This is a genomic window from Duganella hordei (assembly GCF_040369125.1).
Lineage (GTDB): Bacteria > Pseudomonadota > Gammaproteobacteria > Burkholderiales > Burkholderiaceae_D > Rugamonas > Rugamonas hordei.
This window is the reverse complement of record NZ_BPWI01000034.1, coordinates 13,956-30,683: the sequence shown is the minus strand read 5'-3', so window position 1 is coordinate 30,683 and position 16,728 is coordinate 13,956. Positions and strand designations below refer to the sequence as shown.

The following is a 16,728-nucleotide window of genomic DNA, read 5'->3' as shown; positions in this document are numbered from 1 at the left end:
ATAGCAAGTTGGTCCCACCCCTTCCCATCCCGAACAGGACCGTGAAACAACTCTGCGCCGATGATAGTGCTGCAACCAGTGTGAAAGTAGGTTATCGTCAGGCTAGTTATACTAAAAAGCCCCTTCCAGAAGATCTGGTTGGGGCTTTTTTTCGTCTATGCGATGTGTTTGCTGATCAGCTTGATCGTATCATTTTCATCGCTGTTGTCGGTGACGAAGATCGAAAACGCCGCGCCATCGGGGGCCACGCGTATCACCACATGACCATCGCTGCTGCGCATCTTGCTGGCCAGGCGTTTGTTCGCCAGATAGTTCTCGCGCATCAATGACGTCGCATACACTTCTCGCGGCCCCGGGTACAAGCGTTCGCTGAACATGCGTTCCAATTGCAGCATGTCGGGATGCGCGATATGCCAGCTCGGTATCACCCATGCCTGCGGCCGCAATGCGCGCACCACGTCGCCGCTCAATCCATCGAACATTCCGTGATGATCTGCGGTGGCCACGCTGGCCGGACCGGCTGCGCGCGCGGCTGCTGTCAGTACATCGCGCCACGGCATATCGCCGTCGTAGGTATAGCTGGTCAGGTCGCCGGCGGTGAAATATGAAAACTTTCCCAAGCTAAGCCGCAGCGCGATCGAGCAGACGTTTTCATTTGGATAGTCCGATCCCGCCAGCTTCTCCAGTGGCGGGAACATCGACCTTGTTCGATCGCCATGGCCGTCCCACACCTCGCCATTGGCGGCGATATTGCGAATGCTGAAGGGCGTCGGCGATCCCGGGGCGTGATGTCCGCGCAATACCAGCTGCTTGTCGCTGCCGGCGCGTATCCGTTCCACCGCTTGGCCATGCTGCATTCGCGACCGCACGAAGGCCAGATAGTTGGACGCGTATCGGCCACTGGGCGCCGACGGAAAATCATAGGATGGGAAGCTGCGATCCACCAGCACGCCGATCGGCAGCATCTCCGCGACGTCGGTCACGCCGGATAGTTGATACGGTCCTTGCGTTGAAGGCGGAGACGCATCGTCCACATCGCCCAGATGGTCCGGATGCATATGCGTGACCAGTAGATAGTCCAGCGCGTCACGGTCAGCCGCACGCAGATGGCGCCGCACATAGCGGCCTATCCATTCGCCTGGACGACGGTCAGCATTCGGCTTCGGCGCCGCGGACACGTCCAGTGTGTCGTTGGTGGAGCCGGCATCGATCAGCAAGCTGGTACCGTCCGGCATCAGTACAAAGGTCGCATTGCCTCGTCCGGTGGCGATGTGATGGATGTCGAGACAGCCCGGCGCCCAAGGCGGCAGGCGCATGGCGGCCTGCGGCACCGCGATGCCCTCTGGCGCCGCGGCCGCCGTCAGCGCCAGCGGCGCGGCCAGCATGCCCAGCATGAAATGGCGTCTGTCGATTTGTTGGCTCATCGTGACCCCATCTCAGAATTTCGCACCGAGCGTCAAGCCGAAGGTGCGCGGTTCGCCGTCGTATTCGGCGCGCACCACTTGCGTCGAGCGGGTCAGGATGTAGCGGGTGTCGTTGACGTTCTTGACCCACGCGGTCACCTTCCAGCTGCGGTCCGGCGATTCAAATCCCACGCTTATGTTGGCCAGGCCATAGCCGGGTATTTGCAGGTTGGGATCGTTGGCTGCGCCAGTGTTGTAGGTGTCGCGCCAGGCGTAGTTGGCAGCGCCGGTCAGATAGCCCATCGCATCGAGCGGCACATTGATGCTGGCGGCCGCCGAGAACTGCTTGCGCGGAGCCGAAGAGAGCGGATTGCCGGTGTTGTTGACGGTGCCGACGACAAAGCTGTCGTACACGCCATTGAGCCGGCTGTAGCCGCTCGACAGATCCAGCCAGCTCACCGGCTTGTAGGCCAGCTCCAGCTCGCCCCCTTTGACGCTGGCCTTTGCGGCATTGACGATGGTGAGGATGCCGGTCAGCGAGTTGTTGACCAATTCCTGCTTGTCCTTGTATTCCATCTTGTAGACGGACAGGTTCACGCGCAGGCGGTTGTTCAGCCATTGCGATTTCACACCGCCTTCATAGCTGGTGACTTTCTCGGGACTGAAAGGGGTTCTGAAGATGGGCGCCGTCGCCGCGTCGCCGTTAAAGCCGCCGGCGGTAAAGCCGCGCGTGGCGCTGGCATAGGTCATCAGGTTCGCTCGCGGCTGCCAGCTCAACACCACGCGCGGCGTCAATTCGCTCCAACTGGCGTCGACGTCGCCGGTGCTGAAAGTGGCGGTGGGGCGCAGGAAGTCAGTGCGGGTAAGACTGGCGGTCTTGGCGTCACGCGTGTATCGCAGGCCTGCGGTCAGGTCCACCGTCGCAGGCAAATGCACCACGCCGTCGGCGAAGGCCGCATAGCTGGTGGTATCGACTTTCTGGTCCGCCAATGTGGAGCCGGCCAATGTGCCGGTCTTGGCTGCCAGGCCGCGTGTGTTTAATTGACGGGTTCCGTCTTCATTCATGTAGTAGATGCCGGTGACGAAGTCGCCGAAGCTCCACTTCGGACTGGCGTAGCGGACCTCCTGCGAGAAGGTGGCGATGTCGTCGGCGTCGCGCACCACGCTCTGGCTGCCGCTGCCGAGGAAAATGAAATTGGCGCCGACACCGGAATAGTCTTCGCTGGAGCGCGATTTGCGATAGGCGCTGATGGCGGTGATGTCGCCGGCATCGAGCTTCCAGTTGATCTTGGCCGACGTGCCGGAGATCGTGCGGCCAAAGCCTTGTGGCACACCCAGCTCCGAAGTGCGCACATTGCCGTCACTGCCCTGTGCGTCCGAGGACAGCGTGCGGCCGCCGTTCCAGTCCTCGCTGTAGTCGGCGCTGAAGGAGGCCTCGATACGGCTGTCCGGTTTCAGCAGCAGTTGAGTGCGGTAGTTGCGGCTGTGGATGTCGTCCTGCTGCCGCCCCGTGAGACGATCGCTTCCATAGCCATCGCGATCGCGTAGCGCAGTGGAGAATTTGATGGCGGCGGTATCGCTCAGCGGCGTGCTGACCAGGCCATTGAACTGGCGCTCGCCTAGCTTGCCAAACGTGAGCTGCGTTTCGATCACGCGGTCGTCCAGCGGCGGCGGCCGGGTGGCGATGACGATGGCGCCGCCGGTGACGTTGCGGCCGAACAGCGTGCCTTGAGGGCCTTTCAGCACAGTGATGCTGTCCAGATCGAACAGCTCGAAACTGGCCGCGCTGTTGCGCGGAATGAAAACATCGTCCACGACCACCGCCACCGGCTTGCTGACGCCAATCTGCGAAAACGTGTTGTTGATGCCGCGGATGGCGATGGTTGGGCTGTTCTGGCTGAAGGCCGACACCAGCAGCCCTGGCGTCAGGCGCGCGACGTCCTGCAGGCTTTGCACGCGGTTCGCATCCAGCATCCGGGCCGACAGCGTGGTCATGGAGATAGGGACGCTCTGGGCGGCCTGGCTGCGCTTTTGCGCGGTGACAGTGACGGTGGCCAGGGCGTCGGCGGGCTGCTCGGAGGAGACTGCGGACGCGCCGCGAAAAATAACGACGGCGCTGGCGCCATCGTGCCGGACCTGCAGGCCGCTGTTGGCCAGCAGGATGGCAAGCGCTTCGTCCGGCGACAATGTGCCGGCCGCACCCTTGGTCGAGATGCCCTGGATATCGTTGACGCTGTACAGTACCTGTACGCCGGACTGCGCGCTCCATGCGTCGAGCGCCGTCTTCAGATCGCCGGCGGCGATATGAATGTCGCGCGTTTGCGCCTGCGCCGCCAGGCAGAACGCCAGCACGCTTACAGCGCTTGCCAGTTTATGACGAACCATTTTTGTTCCCCTTGGAAGTGATTGAATGCTGCTCACTTACTGAGACGAACGGCGCTCGTCAATCCGGCATGCCTCAGCGATGTATTTTGATGTTATCGCCGTCGGTATCGATCTTCAGTCCCATGCCTTGCTGTAGCAGTCGCGCGAAACCGTCGATGTTGTCGACGTTGAAGCTGCCGCCGATGCGGATCTGCGCCACGGAAGGATCGCTGACGATCAGCTGCCTGTGGTTATAACGGTTGAATTCCTGTGTTGCCTGGGCAAGCGTCATCTGGTCCAGGACCAGCCGGCCCTGGCGCCAGCCTAGCCGGCTGGCGATCTGCTGCTCCGTGTTGTGGCTGACGGCGACCGCATCGCCGGCGGCAACCAGGCTATCGTTGCGGGTGATGACGGCCGGTGCGGCGGCGCCTTCGGCCGGGCTGACCTGCACGCGGCCATCCGCCACGACGACCTGCACCTGACCGCCGACGTCGCGACGCACAGAGAATTTGGTACCCAGCACAGTGATGCGGCGCGTGCCCGCTTCCACCACGAAGGGGCGGCTGGCGTCGTGCGCCACTTCAAAATAGGCCTCGCCCTTGTCGAGCCAGACGGTGCGGCGCGCCGTCGCCAGTTGCGCGCGCAGCCGCGTATTGGTGTTAAGCGTGATGCGGGTGCCGTCCGCCAGCGCCAGGGATGTGCTTTGGCCCAGCGCGGTGTCGTAGCGGGCCGGCCGGTCCAGCAAGCCGGAAGCGGTCATGAGCCATGCGGCGCCGGCCAGCAGCGCCACGCCGGCCGCGAGGCGCCACGCGCGCGGGCGCACCGCGCGGAACAGCGGCGCAGGCACGGCGGCCTGGTCCGGTGCGCGCAGGCTGCCCAGGCGGTCGGCGCGGCGCCATACGCTCTCCAGCCGCAAGTAGGCGATGCGGTGCGCGGTGGCTTCATTGATCCACGCGTCCAGCGCCTGCTGCTGCTGCGCCGACCAGTGCTCGCCATCGCGACGCGCCAGCCAGTCCGCGGCCTGGGCCTCGATGTCGGCGGCGCCCATCATGTGGAGCCGCCTTGCGGTCCGTTCTTGCCAAGTATTTTTGTAGCCAGTTTCGACATATTGACAACTACTCCCTTCAGCAGCAGCGCATCGGCCAGCGCGCGCATGCCTTTTGCAATCTGCTTTTCCACGGTATCTTCAGCGATGCCCATGTGCTGCGCCACTTCGCGCTGCGACATGCCTTCTATCTTCCTGAGCCGGACCACTTCACCGCAGCGCAGCGGCAGCTGGTCCAGCGCCGCCTGCAGCAGCCGCAGTTCCTGATGGCCGCTGGCGTGGCGTTCGGGCGTCAGATCGTCGCTCGACAGGTCCAGCGTCTCCAGATCCGCATAGGCTTCGATGGAAACGATCTGCGCGCGCCGCGCCAGGTCGATCAGCAAATGACGCGCTGTGGCGAAGACGAAAGGCTGCACCAGGTCCGGCCGGCGCCGCGCGGCCGATTCGTAGAGCCGGACGTAGACTTCCTGCAGCAGGTCGGCGACATCGTCCCCCGCCTGGCGATGGCGGCGCAGGAAGCGCGTCAGTGCTGCCTCCAGCGGCAGCACTTCGCGCACAAACCAGTCGTCGAGATCAGCGGACATTGTCTGGGTAAATGATTGGCGATACTGGTTAAGACGAATGGGCGTGAAAAATCCGGTATCGCCGCCAGCGATAATTGTCGATGCGCCGCTGGAGGGCGGTGGTGTCAGAACTGGTAGCGGCCACCAAAGGTCAGCAATGATACCTCGCTCTTGGTCAGGTAGCTGCCTTCGAGATTGATTGACCAGTGGCGGTTGAATGCGTAGCGCACGCCGAAACCGACAATGGGATCGGTGTCCGTGCGGTCTTCCATGGTCGTGCGGGTCGGCTTCATCGTGGTGCGGCCCACACCGGCGCGGCCGGTGAAGCTGAAATGGTCGTCGAGCGGCATATTGCCCATCAGCGCGATGCCATAGTGCGAGTCCGGATAATACCCGGCTTCTGCCAGGAAGCCGCGGAAGGGATTGACGCTCAGGCTGCGGGTATAGACTTCGAATCCCAGGTTGGGCGTGAACTGGTAGCCGGTGGCGGCGCCCAGCGAGATGTCGTTGTTGCTGTCGGCGTATTTCGACGAGACCGACGCACGGCCGCCGTTCACGTCCACGTACACGCCCGGCTCAAAGCCGGGAGCGGCGAACGACGGAGCTGCGGCCAGCAAGGCCAGGGCGGTGAGAATATGTCGCATAGTGTTCCTGATAAAAAGGGATCGAAGAGCACGGCACTTGATTAATTGTCAATGCCACGCCGCTAGCATACTAGCGCACAATTATTTTTAAGGCAATTTTTCTGATTCCTCAACTGGTGTGGCTATTTTTCGTTCGGAGATATTGTCCCAGCCGTCTGCCCAGGCACAGCAACGTCAATGTTGGCGGCAGTCCCCACGGTTGCGGGATCACCGATGCGTCGCAGACGTAGAGGTTCGCGGTGCTGGTCCGCAGCGTATGATCCACGCCTTCGCCGATCCGCACGCTGCCGCCTGGGTGGGCGGCGAAGTGCCAGCTCTTGAATATCTTCTTCGCACCGGCCGCGCGCAAGATGCCGCGCGCCATATCCACGCCGGTCGCCAGTTTGCGCCTGTCGGCTGCCGTCAGCGTTTTATCGACCCAGTGCGGGCCGACGCCGCCGCCGATGTCGTCGCGAATCTTGACCATGACGGTCAGCGTTTTCGCATGCGCCATCAAGCGATCCACACGTCCGACCTGGGCGGCAAAGGCCTGGTACATCGGCTTCGGCAGCGTCATATCGGCCAGCGCGATGCCTTCCTCCTGCAGATATAGGCCGGCCGCCATTGGCACCTCGGCGCCGCCGTCGATGTCGTCCACTTGCCCCATCACGGCGATCACGGGATCGCTGAAGAAGGGGCTGATTGCGGCGTGCAAACCGGAGCGGTGCAGCAGGCGTGGACTGCCGATGCCGCCGGCGGCCAGTACGATGTTTCTTCCCAGTGCCTGATGTAATGCGCCATCGCGGCGATAACGCACGCCGACCGCACGGCGGTTCTCCACAATGACGCTGTCTACTTTGGCTTGATCGATCAGCGTCGCGCCGAGCTGTATTGCCTCGTCGAGAAAATCGCGTGCCGTCCACTTGGCGCCGAACGGGCATCCATAGACGCACCGCCAGCACCCGGTGCGGCAGGACTGCGGCCGTATCAATTTATCGAGTTTGCGCCAGCCCAGCTGCTGCGCCAGCGCACCCTGCTGGATGCGTTGCGCCATGGAGCCGATCAGGGTGTCCGGCAAGGGGCCCATCGGCAGCTCCGCGCGTAACGATGCCAGCGCCGGAGCCAGATCGATGCCGTGGGCCGCGAACATTTCAAGAGGTGGCGGAGCCGCCGTGGCGAAGTTAATGGTTGAGGTGCCACCCGCCGCGATGCCGCTGACCAGGAGCGAGGCGTCGCGATGTAGAAACGCGCCTTTTCCCGGCACCGCTGCAATGCCGGCCATCTGCGACAACGTTCCCCGGAGCGGGGCGGCACTGCCTTGTTCAAGTATCAGTACACGCAGGCCGCGACGCGCCAGTTCAAGCGCGACACTCGCTCCGCCCGGCCCGCTGCCGACGACGACGGTGTCAAATTGTTCGGTCGAGGATGATGGCATGGCGTTGAGGCTATCGTTAGGCGCCGCGTTGCAGGCTGAGGATGAAGCTGACACCGTCGGCCAGGTTCTGTGCGACGATGGTACCACCCATCTTGGCCATATAGGTCCGCGCGACAAACAAGCCCTGGCCGCGATTGCCGTCGGCGCCCGATTCCGCCTGATCCGACACGCCGTATTCGAAGATCTTGCCGATCATGTCCTGCGCGATTTGCGGACCCAGGTTGCGGATCGTGATCGTCGCGCCGGTGGCGCTGCCCTCCAGCGTGATCGTGATCGCGCTGCCTGCCAGGCGATAGCGCTCGGCGTTCCGCAATACATGGGTCACCACATCCTCCAGTGAATATTCATCCGCGCGCGCGGTCAACGGCTCGGCCTCGCCCAGGAAGACCACGTTGTCTATCCCCACGCACGAAGCATTGGCGGCGACGTTTTGCAGGAAGGCAGTCAGGTCGATCTCGGTCACCTGCAGTTCCGATGACTGGAACGCTTCGCTGGGCGAAGCGCGCCCGTACAGCACGCGGATCGCCTGCTGCATGCGGTTGATGTAGCGGTGGCTCTGATCGTCCGGGCTGCCGTGCAGGACCATCAACGACTGCAGCGGCGACATGATCTCGTGGCCGACCGCGTGCCACATGTCGCGCTCCTGCTCCGCGCGGATGTTCTCGCGTTCGACGTCTTCGCGAACGCGGCGCAGCAGATCGTGCAGGCCGGTGGCCAGCACGCCCAGCTCATCCTCGCCGCGCAGGTCGGCCAGATCGGTTTCGGAAAAGCCGCGCGCCGCCTTCACCCGCTCGCCCACATCGTCCGCCCGTTTGATCAGCACCTTGATGCGGCGGATGATGCCAATCTCGATCACCAGCCATGCCAGCATCAGCGCCGCCAGCATCGCTCCGACAAACCACACCAGCCGGCTGGCCACCACGCTCAGGCTCTTGCTGACGCTGCGGACGTCGCCCTTGAGCAGCACCTCATAGCTGCCGGCCGGCGTGGCGATCACCTCCTTTGCCTCAAGCGGGACATCGTAGGCGTCCACCGGCAGGTGGCGGATCAGCGTCGTTACGAAATGCCAGGACTGGTCCTCGGGATCGACGGCGCCGACCAGCAGCGGCAGCGTGGTCCCGGGCGCGCCATCGTCGGTGAGGCGGCGAATCTGCAGGCTCTCACCCGGCAGCAGCATCGGCTTCAGGTCCGCCAGCGAAAAAGCCGGCGTGCCAGGTCCGGAGCCGCTGTCCAGCAGCGGCGCGCCGTCTCCAGGAGGCAGCACTGCGATGCTCACGTCGATGCGGCCCAGATCTTCCGGCGGCCAGACGGGACGGCGTTTTTCGAACAGCGCGTCCTGCAGCACGCCTACGGGAAGGCGCAGTGAGAAGAAGGCGCTGCGTGTACAGGCTGCGTCGTCATCGGCGGCGGCTTGGTTGGTGCAACGCGGGTTCTGCCAGATCCAGCCGCGGAAGTCCTTGACCGCCGGTGCCTTGGCCCGCGCCACGTCGGCCGCAGCAAAGCCGGTCAAGCGTCCGCGCATGCCGCCGAACCGATGTGCCGGCGTTTGTGGTTCGGCGCTTTCCTCGAACGGAGCGATCCATTCGTAGCTCTGGCCGCGCAGGGCGACCTTGACTCTGACGCGGTGCGCCTGGTCCACCACCTGGTCGCCGCGCACATGCGGCACCAGCCTGGCGCCGTCGAAAGTGCCGGCAACATAGATAAAGCCGCCGGCCCAGGGATTGTTGCCGATGCCGATGCAGAGCGAGCTGTTGTTGCCGTACTGCGCAAGGCAGCCGGACATCGCCACCGCCTGCTGCACTTTTTGCAGATCGTCGAAGTCGAGCGCGGCGAAGGGCAGTAGCAGTGGATGGAGGGTGCCGCCTTTGCCCACAGGCTGGGGATTGAGCAGCGCCAGCTGGCCGGTCGGGTGGCGCAGCGTCGCAGCCACCTGCACGCGGGTCTTCTGGAAGCTGCTTTGATAGTTCTTGTAACTGAGCTGCTTCTCCTGCTGTACAACGGACAGCGCCAGGCCCACTGTGGCCGCCATCAGGAACACGAATGCGGCGCGCAGCAGCAGCCGCAGGCGATACGGGACGAGGCTGAGCCGGCGCCAGTTCATGGTCAGCGGCTTTCCGCGTCGGCCCAGCGGAAGCCGCGCATGGGGATGTTCTCGATGCAGGCGAAGTCAGGATCGATCTCGCGGAAGGCGTCGCGGATGGTACTGACGTGCTTGCGGATGTTGTCGCGATTACGCCCGCTTTTCACCACCTCGAACAGTTCGTCGTAAGACACCACCTGGCCGCGCCGCGCGAACAGCGCCGCCAGAATGCGTTGCGCGGTCAGCGGCAGGTTGATGCGGTGGCCGCGCCAGGTGGGCGTGCGCTGGCGCAGCGGGTCCATGCTCAGTTCATCGGCGCTGGCTGCCGGAGCCTCCGCCGGTTTGCTGCTGCGCAGGATCTCGAGGAAGGTTTCGACGAAATCGGCCTCCTCGAAGGTGGCTTTCTGCAGGTAGTCCCAGGCATCCAGCGCCTTCATGATGCTGCGGTAAATAGTGGCCGGCATCGCCGACACCACCAGCACCGGGGTGGTATGGCGCTTGTTGATGGCGTTGATGATGGCCACGCCCGCATGGCGTTCGCGACCGAGTTCGATATCGAGTACCACCAGGTCGTAGCGCTCGCGGGCGATGGCCGCTTCCGCGTCGTCGCGGCTGAACCATTGGTCGACGACGATGCCCGGACGTGCAGACTCGATCCAGGCCCTTAGTTGATTACTGGTAGGCAGATCGTCCTCGATGACGGCGACTTTGGCCATGCTGTGCTCCGCTTGCTGTGTATGGAGTGAGTATCCATGGTTTTATCGGAAAAGTCACAAATCCGCTGTGAGGATTTCTTCACAGCGGCGGAGGATACCTGGACGGCGGCGGCGTTGATACTTCCGCATCATCCGGCGCACCATGCGTCTCAGGGATAGGCCCTGAACTCAACGACGATGAAAAGGTGAATACGATGGCAGAGCGGATCAAACGGTTGGTGCAGGCGGTACGGAATACCTTGAGTGGCGCCGGCGGAATCGCCGGCGCCGCGGCCAACGGATTCCGCCGTAGCGGCGCGCTGTTGCTGGCCGTGTGCGCGGCCGGCGGCGTCGCCTACGGGCTGGCGACACATCCGCCGCTGGCCAGGCTGGAACCCGGCAATGTGGGCATCCGTATCAACCAGCTGACGGGTTCCACCACCACCGTGCGCGATGGCGCGGTCTTCATGTTCCCCGGCGTGCATGCGCTGCGCCAGGTGTCGCTGCTGGACCAGGTCTACCGCCCGAACCGCAGCGACAAGGCGCCGTTCCAGTCGGTCGAGGGTTTGGCGCTGGGTGTGGACTTGTCGGTGCGTTATGCGCTTGATCCCGGCCGCGTGGCCGGCATGGCGCAGTCGCTGCCGCCCGATATCAACGGCGCCGTCGTCGAACCTGCGGTGCAGGGCGTGATCTACAAGGTGTTCACCCGCTACACGGTGCGCGAGATTTTTTCGTCCAAGCGGGCGGAGATCCAGCAGGCGATCGAGGCGGAGCTCAAACCCAAGCTGGCGACCGACGGCATCACGCTGCGCGGCATCACCATCGGCAAGATCACGCTGCCGGAGGAGTACCAGGCGGGGATGGAGAAGCTGCTGGCGGAAGAATTGGAAACCGAGAAGATGCGCTATACGCTGGAGCTGAAGGAGAAGCAGGTGAAACAGACGGCGCTGGAGGCGGACGCCGACAAGATCCGCCGCGAGAAGGCGGCCGAAGCGGCGGGCAATGAGCAGATCATCGCGGCAAGGGCGCAGGAGCAGGCGATGGCGCATGTGCTGCCGTTCAAACAGAAGCAGATCGAGCAGCGCAAGCTGGAGGCGGAGGCCGAGAAGACCGCGCGCATCAAGACATCCGAGGGCAATGCCGAGGCACGCGTGATCGAGGCGACCGGCGAGGCCAACTCGCGCCGCAAGCTGGCCGATGCTGAGGCGTATCGCCAGGAGACCATCGGCAAGGTGGCGGCCGAGCAGATGGCGCGCGAAGGTGAACTGATTACCCGCAATCCGCTGCTGATCCAGAAAACCATGGCTGACAAATTGTCGGACAAGGTATCGGTCATCATCGCTCCGTCGCCAACGGATGGCAGCTTTATCGGTTCGGCGTTGCTGGGCAAGAAGGAGGTTCAATAATCATGATGCCCATTGCAGCTGCCGTTGTACTGGCTATCGTTACGCAGGATCAGGCCGCGCTGCGCGCCTCGCCCAAGGACACGGCGCAACAGCAGGCCGTCCTGTGGCAGGGGGACAGCCTGGAGATTCGCGGCGAGAAGCAGGACTTCCTGCAGGTCTACGACCATCGCCGCGAACGGGCTGGCTACATCCGTGCCTCGCAAGTGCGCAAGGTGTCGCTGGCGCTGGCCGATGCACCGGAACTGCTGTCGGTGGTGCGCTTTCTGCGCGACACGCCGGGCGCGGAGTCGCTGGGTATCAGCTATGCGGCGGCGTACTTGAAGGCCGCGCCGGCGGCGGCCATCACTGCCGAACCGTTCGATGCGCTGGGCAGTATGGCCGACCGGCTGGCGCGGCGCGCCTCGTCCAAACAGGGCAAGCAAGGCGACGTCACGATCGCCGCACACCTGGAAGTTGTGGCCAACTACGGCATCGGCATCCGCAGCTTCGAGCGCGAAGGACGCATGCAGCTGTGCTACGACGGCGAGGCATTCCGCCGCGTGCTGGCGATGCAATCGGAGCCGCGGCAACGCGCAACGGCGGCGCTGGGATTGACTCGCCAGGAATGCGTCGATCCGGCGTTGGGACCCGGTGCGCGGGCGGCGTTCGACGACTGGCGTGCCGACGTGCTGGATCGCGTGGACTTGAAGGAGTTGCCGGCGCACGTGAAAAACCGCCTGCATATGAGACGCGCCGCTGTGTGGTCGTCAGTGGCGTTTGCGCGGGCGCGCAAGGGCGAACCGTCGGCGCAGCCAGCGCAGCGTGCGCTGGACGAGCTGGGGCTGGTGGAGCCAGCGGAGTTGACCGAGGACGATGTCGCAGCGTTTGCCGATGCGGGCGTCCGAGTGGGAAGCGTGCGCTGGGCGGCGGAGCCGGTGCCGGCAGCGGCATCGGCTTCCACTTCCACGGCGGGCGCGGGCTTGCGCATTGTCGTGGCGGCTGGCCAGCCAGGAGAAACCTGCGTCGCGCTGGTGGACGGCAAGCACGATCAACAGCATCCGCTGGCGCGCCGCTGCAGCTATGGCGTTGTGTGGCCGGCATCGGCACGCGCCAATGCGCAGGGTACGGCGCTGGCGTTGGCGGTACAGCCGATGGATGGCTGGCGTGAGATGTGGCTGTTCCACCAGACCAGCGCGGGCTGGCTGGTCGATGTGCTGCCGCCCGCCGCCGCCGGACCCGATCTGGGTTATGCCGAATTCGCCGGTTGGGTGCCAGGTACGCAGAACATGCTGGTGGCGCGCGAAGCCCGTGTTGACGGCAAGTTCAAACGCAGCTTCGAGCTGGTGGAGGTCAACACGCTGGCCACGCTCAAGTCTGCGGATAAACCATCATCACTGAGTCTGTTCTATCGCTGGCAGGACCCCGCCTGGAAACGCCAGACCGTCAGCATGCGTTGAACATCCGGCTGTGACACCTGTGCCAAATTGGAGCAATTATGTAATGGATCAAGGCGGCAGACGCGTGGCATGGCATTTGCTCAATGAGTGTGTACCTCGGTAAAACGCATTCATTAAAACAGCAAGGAGACATCATGCAACATCCATTCCGCATTCTCGCCATCGTGACCGTCATCGCCGCGGCGGCCACGACTTCCCTGTACGCCACCGCTCACGGCAACGTGGTGCCGCAAGCGGTGGACACTACCGGCCTGACGCCGCTCGGCGACAAGTGGCTGGAACAGAATCCCTATCGCGGCAACAAGCTGGCGTTGAAGATCGGTTCGTCGGCCTACAACCAGAACTGCGCGCGCTGCCATGGCCTGGAAGCGGTCACCGGCGGCATAGCACCCGATCTGCGCCAGCTGGACCGCGATTGCACCGACGTCAAGAACGAGAACAAGAAGAAGGCCTGCTACAAGGAGACCGACAACTACTATCTGACCTCGATCCGGCACGGCAAAGTGCGTAATGGCGCCGTCTACATGCCACCGTTTGAGGGCGTGTTCAACCAGGAGGCCATGTGGGCCATCAAGACCTACCTGGAAGCCCGCCGCGACGACGCCAAATAAGCGAGGAGCAGATCATGCCGAGTATTCGACTGCGCGCCGCCGCGCTGATTCCGCTCGTCGTCGCGCTGATGGGCGCCGCCGCTCCCGCACATGCGGACTGGGACAAGATCCGGCAATCAGGATCGCTCAAGGTGGCGGTCTACGACCAGTTCGCGCCGTTTTCAGATCGCAGCGCCGGCATCGATGTGGATGTGGCGCAGGCGCTGGCCGCCAAGCTGGGGCTCAAACTGAGCCTGCTGCCTTTTCCCGCCGGCGAAAACCTCGGTGATGATCTGCGCAACATGGTATGGAAAGGCCACTATCTGGGTTACGGCCCGGCCGACGTGATGTTGCATGTGCCGGTCGAGCCGCAACTGATGAACGAGAACGCCAAGGTCACCATCTTCGCGCCCTACCACGTCGAGACCGTGCGGCTGGTGCGCAGCGCGAGCAGCATGCCGACCTTCGACGGCATCGACGCGCTGGCCGGCAAGACGATAGGCGTTGAAAAGGTCTCCATCGCGGCGATGGTGCTGCTGGGCGAGGGGAACGGGCGCTTTCGCGACAAGGTGCGTATCTTCGACACAGCGGCCGAAGCGCTGGAGCAGCTGAAGGCCGGACAGCTCGACGCCGTGCTGGCCAACCGCTCGGAAATCGATGCGGTGTTTCGCGACGATGCGGCCTTCCCCTTGAATGAAGTCGCTTTCCAGCGTCTGCCTCGCGCCGGTTGGGCAGTCGGCATGGCGGTACGCAAGGATGACCAGGACGTGGCGAAACTCCTGCAGGCCGCCGTCAACGAAATGAAGGCAAGCGGCGAGTTGAAAGCCATATTTGCCAAATATGGCGTGCATGAGCAGACACCATGACGCGCCGCTGCGCTGTCGCGAGCGGGATACTGCTTGCGTGGGGCGGGGCGATGGCGGCCGAGGGGGCGTCGCCGGCCTACCCGGCAAGCTCCATGCTGTCGGTGGATATCGTCGGTGTCGCGCCGTTGCCTGGGCTGGGTGTGGACCGGAACCAATTGCCCTATCAGGTGCAGACGGCGAATGCACACCAGGTGGGCGCATCCGCCGGCCAGAATATCGGCGAATTCATGGCGCGCAGTCTGACCGGCGTGAACGTCAACGAGATCTCCGGCAGCCCGTTCCAGAACGACATCACCTATCGCGGCTTCCGCGCGTCGCCGGTGCTGGGCGCATCGCAAGGCATCTCGGTTTATCTTGACGGCGTACGCGTCAACGAACCGTTCGGCGATGTCGTCAACTGGGACATGCTGCCGGAGGCGGCGGTCGGCAGCGTGATGCTGGCGCCGGGGTCGAACCCGCTGTATGGACTCAATACATTGGGCGGTGCGCTGGTACTGACCAGTAAATCCGGCAGGAGCCATCCTGGCCTGGATGCCGGCATATCGGCCACCAGCAATGGCCAGCGCCGCGCGGACCTGGCCTACGGATACGACAGCGGCGAACGCTGGAACGCTTTCATCGCCGGCACGGCCTTCAATGACAAGGGCTGGCGCGACCAATCCGATGGCCGGCTGGGGAATATCTACGGTAAGTTGGCGGGCGTCGCGGGCGACAACGACTGGAGCATAGCCCTGCTGGCAGCCCGCAGCCGGCTGATAGGAAACGGCCTGCTGCCTGATGGCCTGTATCAGGAGAACCGCCGCGCCGTCTATACCGCGCCCGACGAGACACGCAACCGCCTGCACCAGATTGTTCTCGGCATGACGCACCGCTTTGACGAAGACACCGAGCTGGCGATGTCGCTCTACGCGCGCAACAGCCGCCGCAGTACCGTCAACGGCGACATCAACGACAACTACGTTGAAGGCGAAAGCCGGTATCCCGCTTCCTACAACACCACCGAGACCCGGCAGAACAGCCAAGGCTTCAGCACCCACTTCAGCATGAACGCAGGCGCCCACCAGCTGGCGATGGGCCTGAGCTTCGACCGCAGCAGCGTGGATTTTGTGCAGTATGAGCAGGAGGCCAGCTTTGCCGACGACCGTTCGGTCATCATGGATGCCGGCCGGGAGCGCCAGGCTGGATCATCTGTCGACGGCCGTTCGCGCGCGGCTGGCCTGTACGCGGCCGACACCTGGACCGTGGCGAACAGCACCTGGTTGACCGCGTCGGCGCGCTACAACCAGGCCAGCGTCAGCAACCAGTTACGCCGCGACGAGGAGCCGCAGCCGCGCGAGACCTTCAGCTACCGCAAGCTCAATCCCGCCATCGGTGTTGCGCGCGGCATGGGAGCCGGCTGGACGCTGTTCGTCAATCTGTCGCAGAGCAACCGGGTACCGACGGTGATCGAACTCGGTTGCGCCGATCCTGCGCAGCCATGTCGCCTGCCTGTCGGCCTGCAATCGGATCCCTATTTGAAACAGGTGGTGTCGCGCACCGCGGAAGCCGGCGGTCGCTGGCAGGGCGCGCGCGGCGACATGGTGGCGGTGTCGGTTTACCGCATCGTGAATCGTGACGATATTCTGTTCCGCAGCGCGGCGTTGGCGCAGCAGGGTTACTTTTCCAACTTCGAACGCACGCGCCATCAGGGCGCCGACGTGAGCGCCAGCCGTCGTTACGGTCCGTGGTCCGCGCGCCTGAGCTACAGTTATCTGGATGCAGCCTACGATGCGGAAGGCGACCTGTTTACCGGCGTTCGCAATGTCCACGTCACGCCCGGAACCCGTCTGGCGGGACTGCCTCGTCATACCTTCAAGCTGGGTGTGGAGTGGAGCCCGGCGCAGGCGTTGACGCTGGGCGCGGACATCATGGCGATGTCGGACATGAGCACCCAGGGCAATGAGGACGGCAAGGCTGCGCCGCAAGGGACTGACTGGCGCATACGCGGACATGCGTTACTTGGGGTGCACGCCAGCTACCAGCCCGCGCCGAAATGGGAATGGTACGCGCGCGTGACCAACCTGGCCAACCGGCGCTACGAAAGCTTTGGCGCGGTCGCGACCGACATGTTCCCAAACGGCGCGCTGCTGCAGCCTGGCGGCGAGGCGGATCAAGCTCGCTTTGTCGCACCCGGCGCGCCACGTTCGGTGGCGGCCGGACTGCGTTATCGCTTCTAGAACCGT

Annotated in this window: 13 protein-coding genes and 1 rRNA gene; 6 read left to right on the top strand and 8 right to left on the bottom strand. The window is 63.9% G+C overall.

Going from position 1 to position 16,728, the window contains the following annotated elements; translation table 11 throughout:
• Window positions 1-103, top strand: a 5S ribosomal RNA gene (gene rrf, locus ABWW33_RS32435); the annotation flags it as partial.
• A 52-nt stretch (window positions 104-155) separates the two neighbouring features.
• Here rrf and ABWW33_RS32430 read toward each other — a convergent pair.
• From ABWW33_RS32430 to ABWW33_RS32395, 8 genes are all read right to left on the bottom strand, one after another.
• Window positions 156-1,394 carry an MBL fold metallo-hydrolase gene (locus ABWW33_RS32430; RefSeq protein WP_353405541.1) on the bottom strand — a complete coding sequence of 413 codons (1,239 nt, stop codon included), beginning with the start codon at window positions 1,392-1,394 and terminating at the stop codon, window positions 156-158.
• A gap of 42 nt (window positions 1,395-1,436) precedes the next feature.
• Window positions 1,437-3,788: a TonB-dependent receptor gene (locus tag ABWW33_RS32425; protein WP_353405540.1), complete on the bottom strand. Its 2,352-nt coding sequence runs from the start codon at window positions 3,786-3,788 to the stop codon at window positions 1,437-1,439.
• A 73-nt stretch (window positions 3,789-3,861) separates the two neighbouring features.
• The gene (locus ABWW33_RS32420; RefSeq protein ID WP_353405539.1) at window positions 3,862-4,818 is read right to left on the bottom strand and encodes a FecR family protein; all 957 of its coding nucleotides are present in this window, start codon (window positions 4,816-4,818) and stop codon (window positions 3,862-3,864) included.
• Complete coding sequence (locus tag ABWW33_RS32415) at window positions 4,815-5,396, bottom strand: RNA polymerase sigma factor (protein WP_353405538.1); 582 nt, start codon at window positions 5,394-5,396, stop codon at window positions 4,815-4,817. The genes ABWW33_RS32420 and ABWW33_RS32415 overlap by 4 nt, the downstream gene beginning before the upstream one ends.
• Before the next feature lie 104 nt (window positions 5,397-5,500).
• Window positions 5,501-6,019 carry an outer membrane beta-barrel protein gene (locus ABWW33_RS32410; protein ID WP_353405537.1) on the bottom strand — a complete coding sequence of 173 codons (519 nt, stop codon included), beginning with the start codon at window positions 6,017-6,019 and terminating at the stop codon, window positions 5,501-5,503.
• A gap of 109 nt (window positions 6,020-6,128) precedes the next feature.
• Entirely contained in the window at window positions 6,129-7,433 is a 1,305-nt protein-coding gene (locus ABWW33_RS32405) for a GMC family oxidoreductase N-terminal domain-containing protein (RefSeq protein ID WP_353405536.1), read from the bottom strand.
• A 16-nt stretch (window positions 7,434-7,449) separates the two neighbouring features.
• Window positions 7,450-9,534, bottom strand: a complete 2,085-nt coding sequence (locus ABWW33_RS32400) for a sensor histidine kinase (RefSeq protein ID WP_353405535.1) — start codon at window positions 9,532-9,534, stop codon at window positions 7,450-7,452.
• Window positions 9,535-9,536: 2 nt separating this feature from the next.
• Window positions 9,537-10,229, bottom strand: coding sequence for a response regulator transcription factor (locus ABWW33_RS32395; RefSeq protein WP_353405534.1), 693 nt, complete (start codon window positions 10,227-10,229; stop codon window positions 9,537-9,539).
• 194 nt (window positions 10,230-10,423) lie between these two features.
• On the opposite strand from ABWW33_RS32395, the gene ABWW33_RS32390 reads away from it, so the two are divergent.
• From ABWW33_RS32390 to ABWW33_RS32370, 5 genes are all read left to right on the top strand, one after another.
• The gene (locus tag ABWW33_RS32390; RefSeq protein ID WP_353405533.1) at window positions 10,424-11,614 is read left to right on the top strand and encodes an SPFH domain-containing protein; all 1,191 of its coding nucleotides are present in this window, start codon (window positions 10,424-10,426) and stop codon (window positions 11,612-11,614) included.
• A 2-nt stretch (window positions 11,615-11,616) separates the two neighbouring features.
• Window positions 11,617-13,050 (top strand): SH3 domain-containing protein, encoded by a 1,434-nt coding sequence (locus ABWW33_RS32385; RefSeq protein WP_353405532.1) that lies wholly within the window; start codon window positions 11,617-11,619, stop codon window positions 13,048-13,050.
• 134 nt (window positions 13,051-13,184) lie between these two features.
• A complete protein-coding gene (pedF, locus tag ABWW33_RS32380) occupies window positions 13,185-13,661 on the top strand; it encodes a cytochrome c-550 PedF (RefSeq protein WP_176656023.1) in 477 nt (158 codons plus the stop codon).
• 14 nt (window positions 13,662-13,675) lie between these two features.
• Entirely contained in the window at window positions 13,676-14,506 is an 831-nt protein-coding gene (locus ABWW33_RS32375) for a substrate-binding periplasmic protein (RefSeq protein WP_353405531.1), read from the top strand.
• Entirely contained in the window at window positions 14,503-16,722 is a 2,220-nt protein-coding gene (locus ABWW33_RS32370; RefSeq protein WP_353405530.1) for a TonB-dependent receptor, read from the top strand. Before ABWW33_RS32375 ends, ABWW33_RS32370 begins: the two co-directional genes overlap by 4 nt.
• Window positions 16,723-16,728 lie beyond the last annotated feature (6 nt).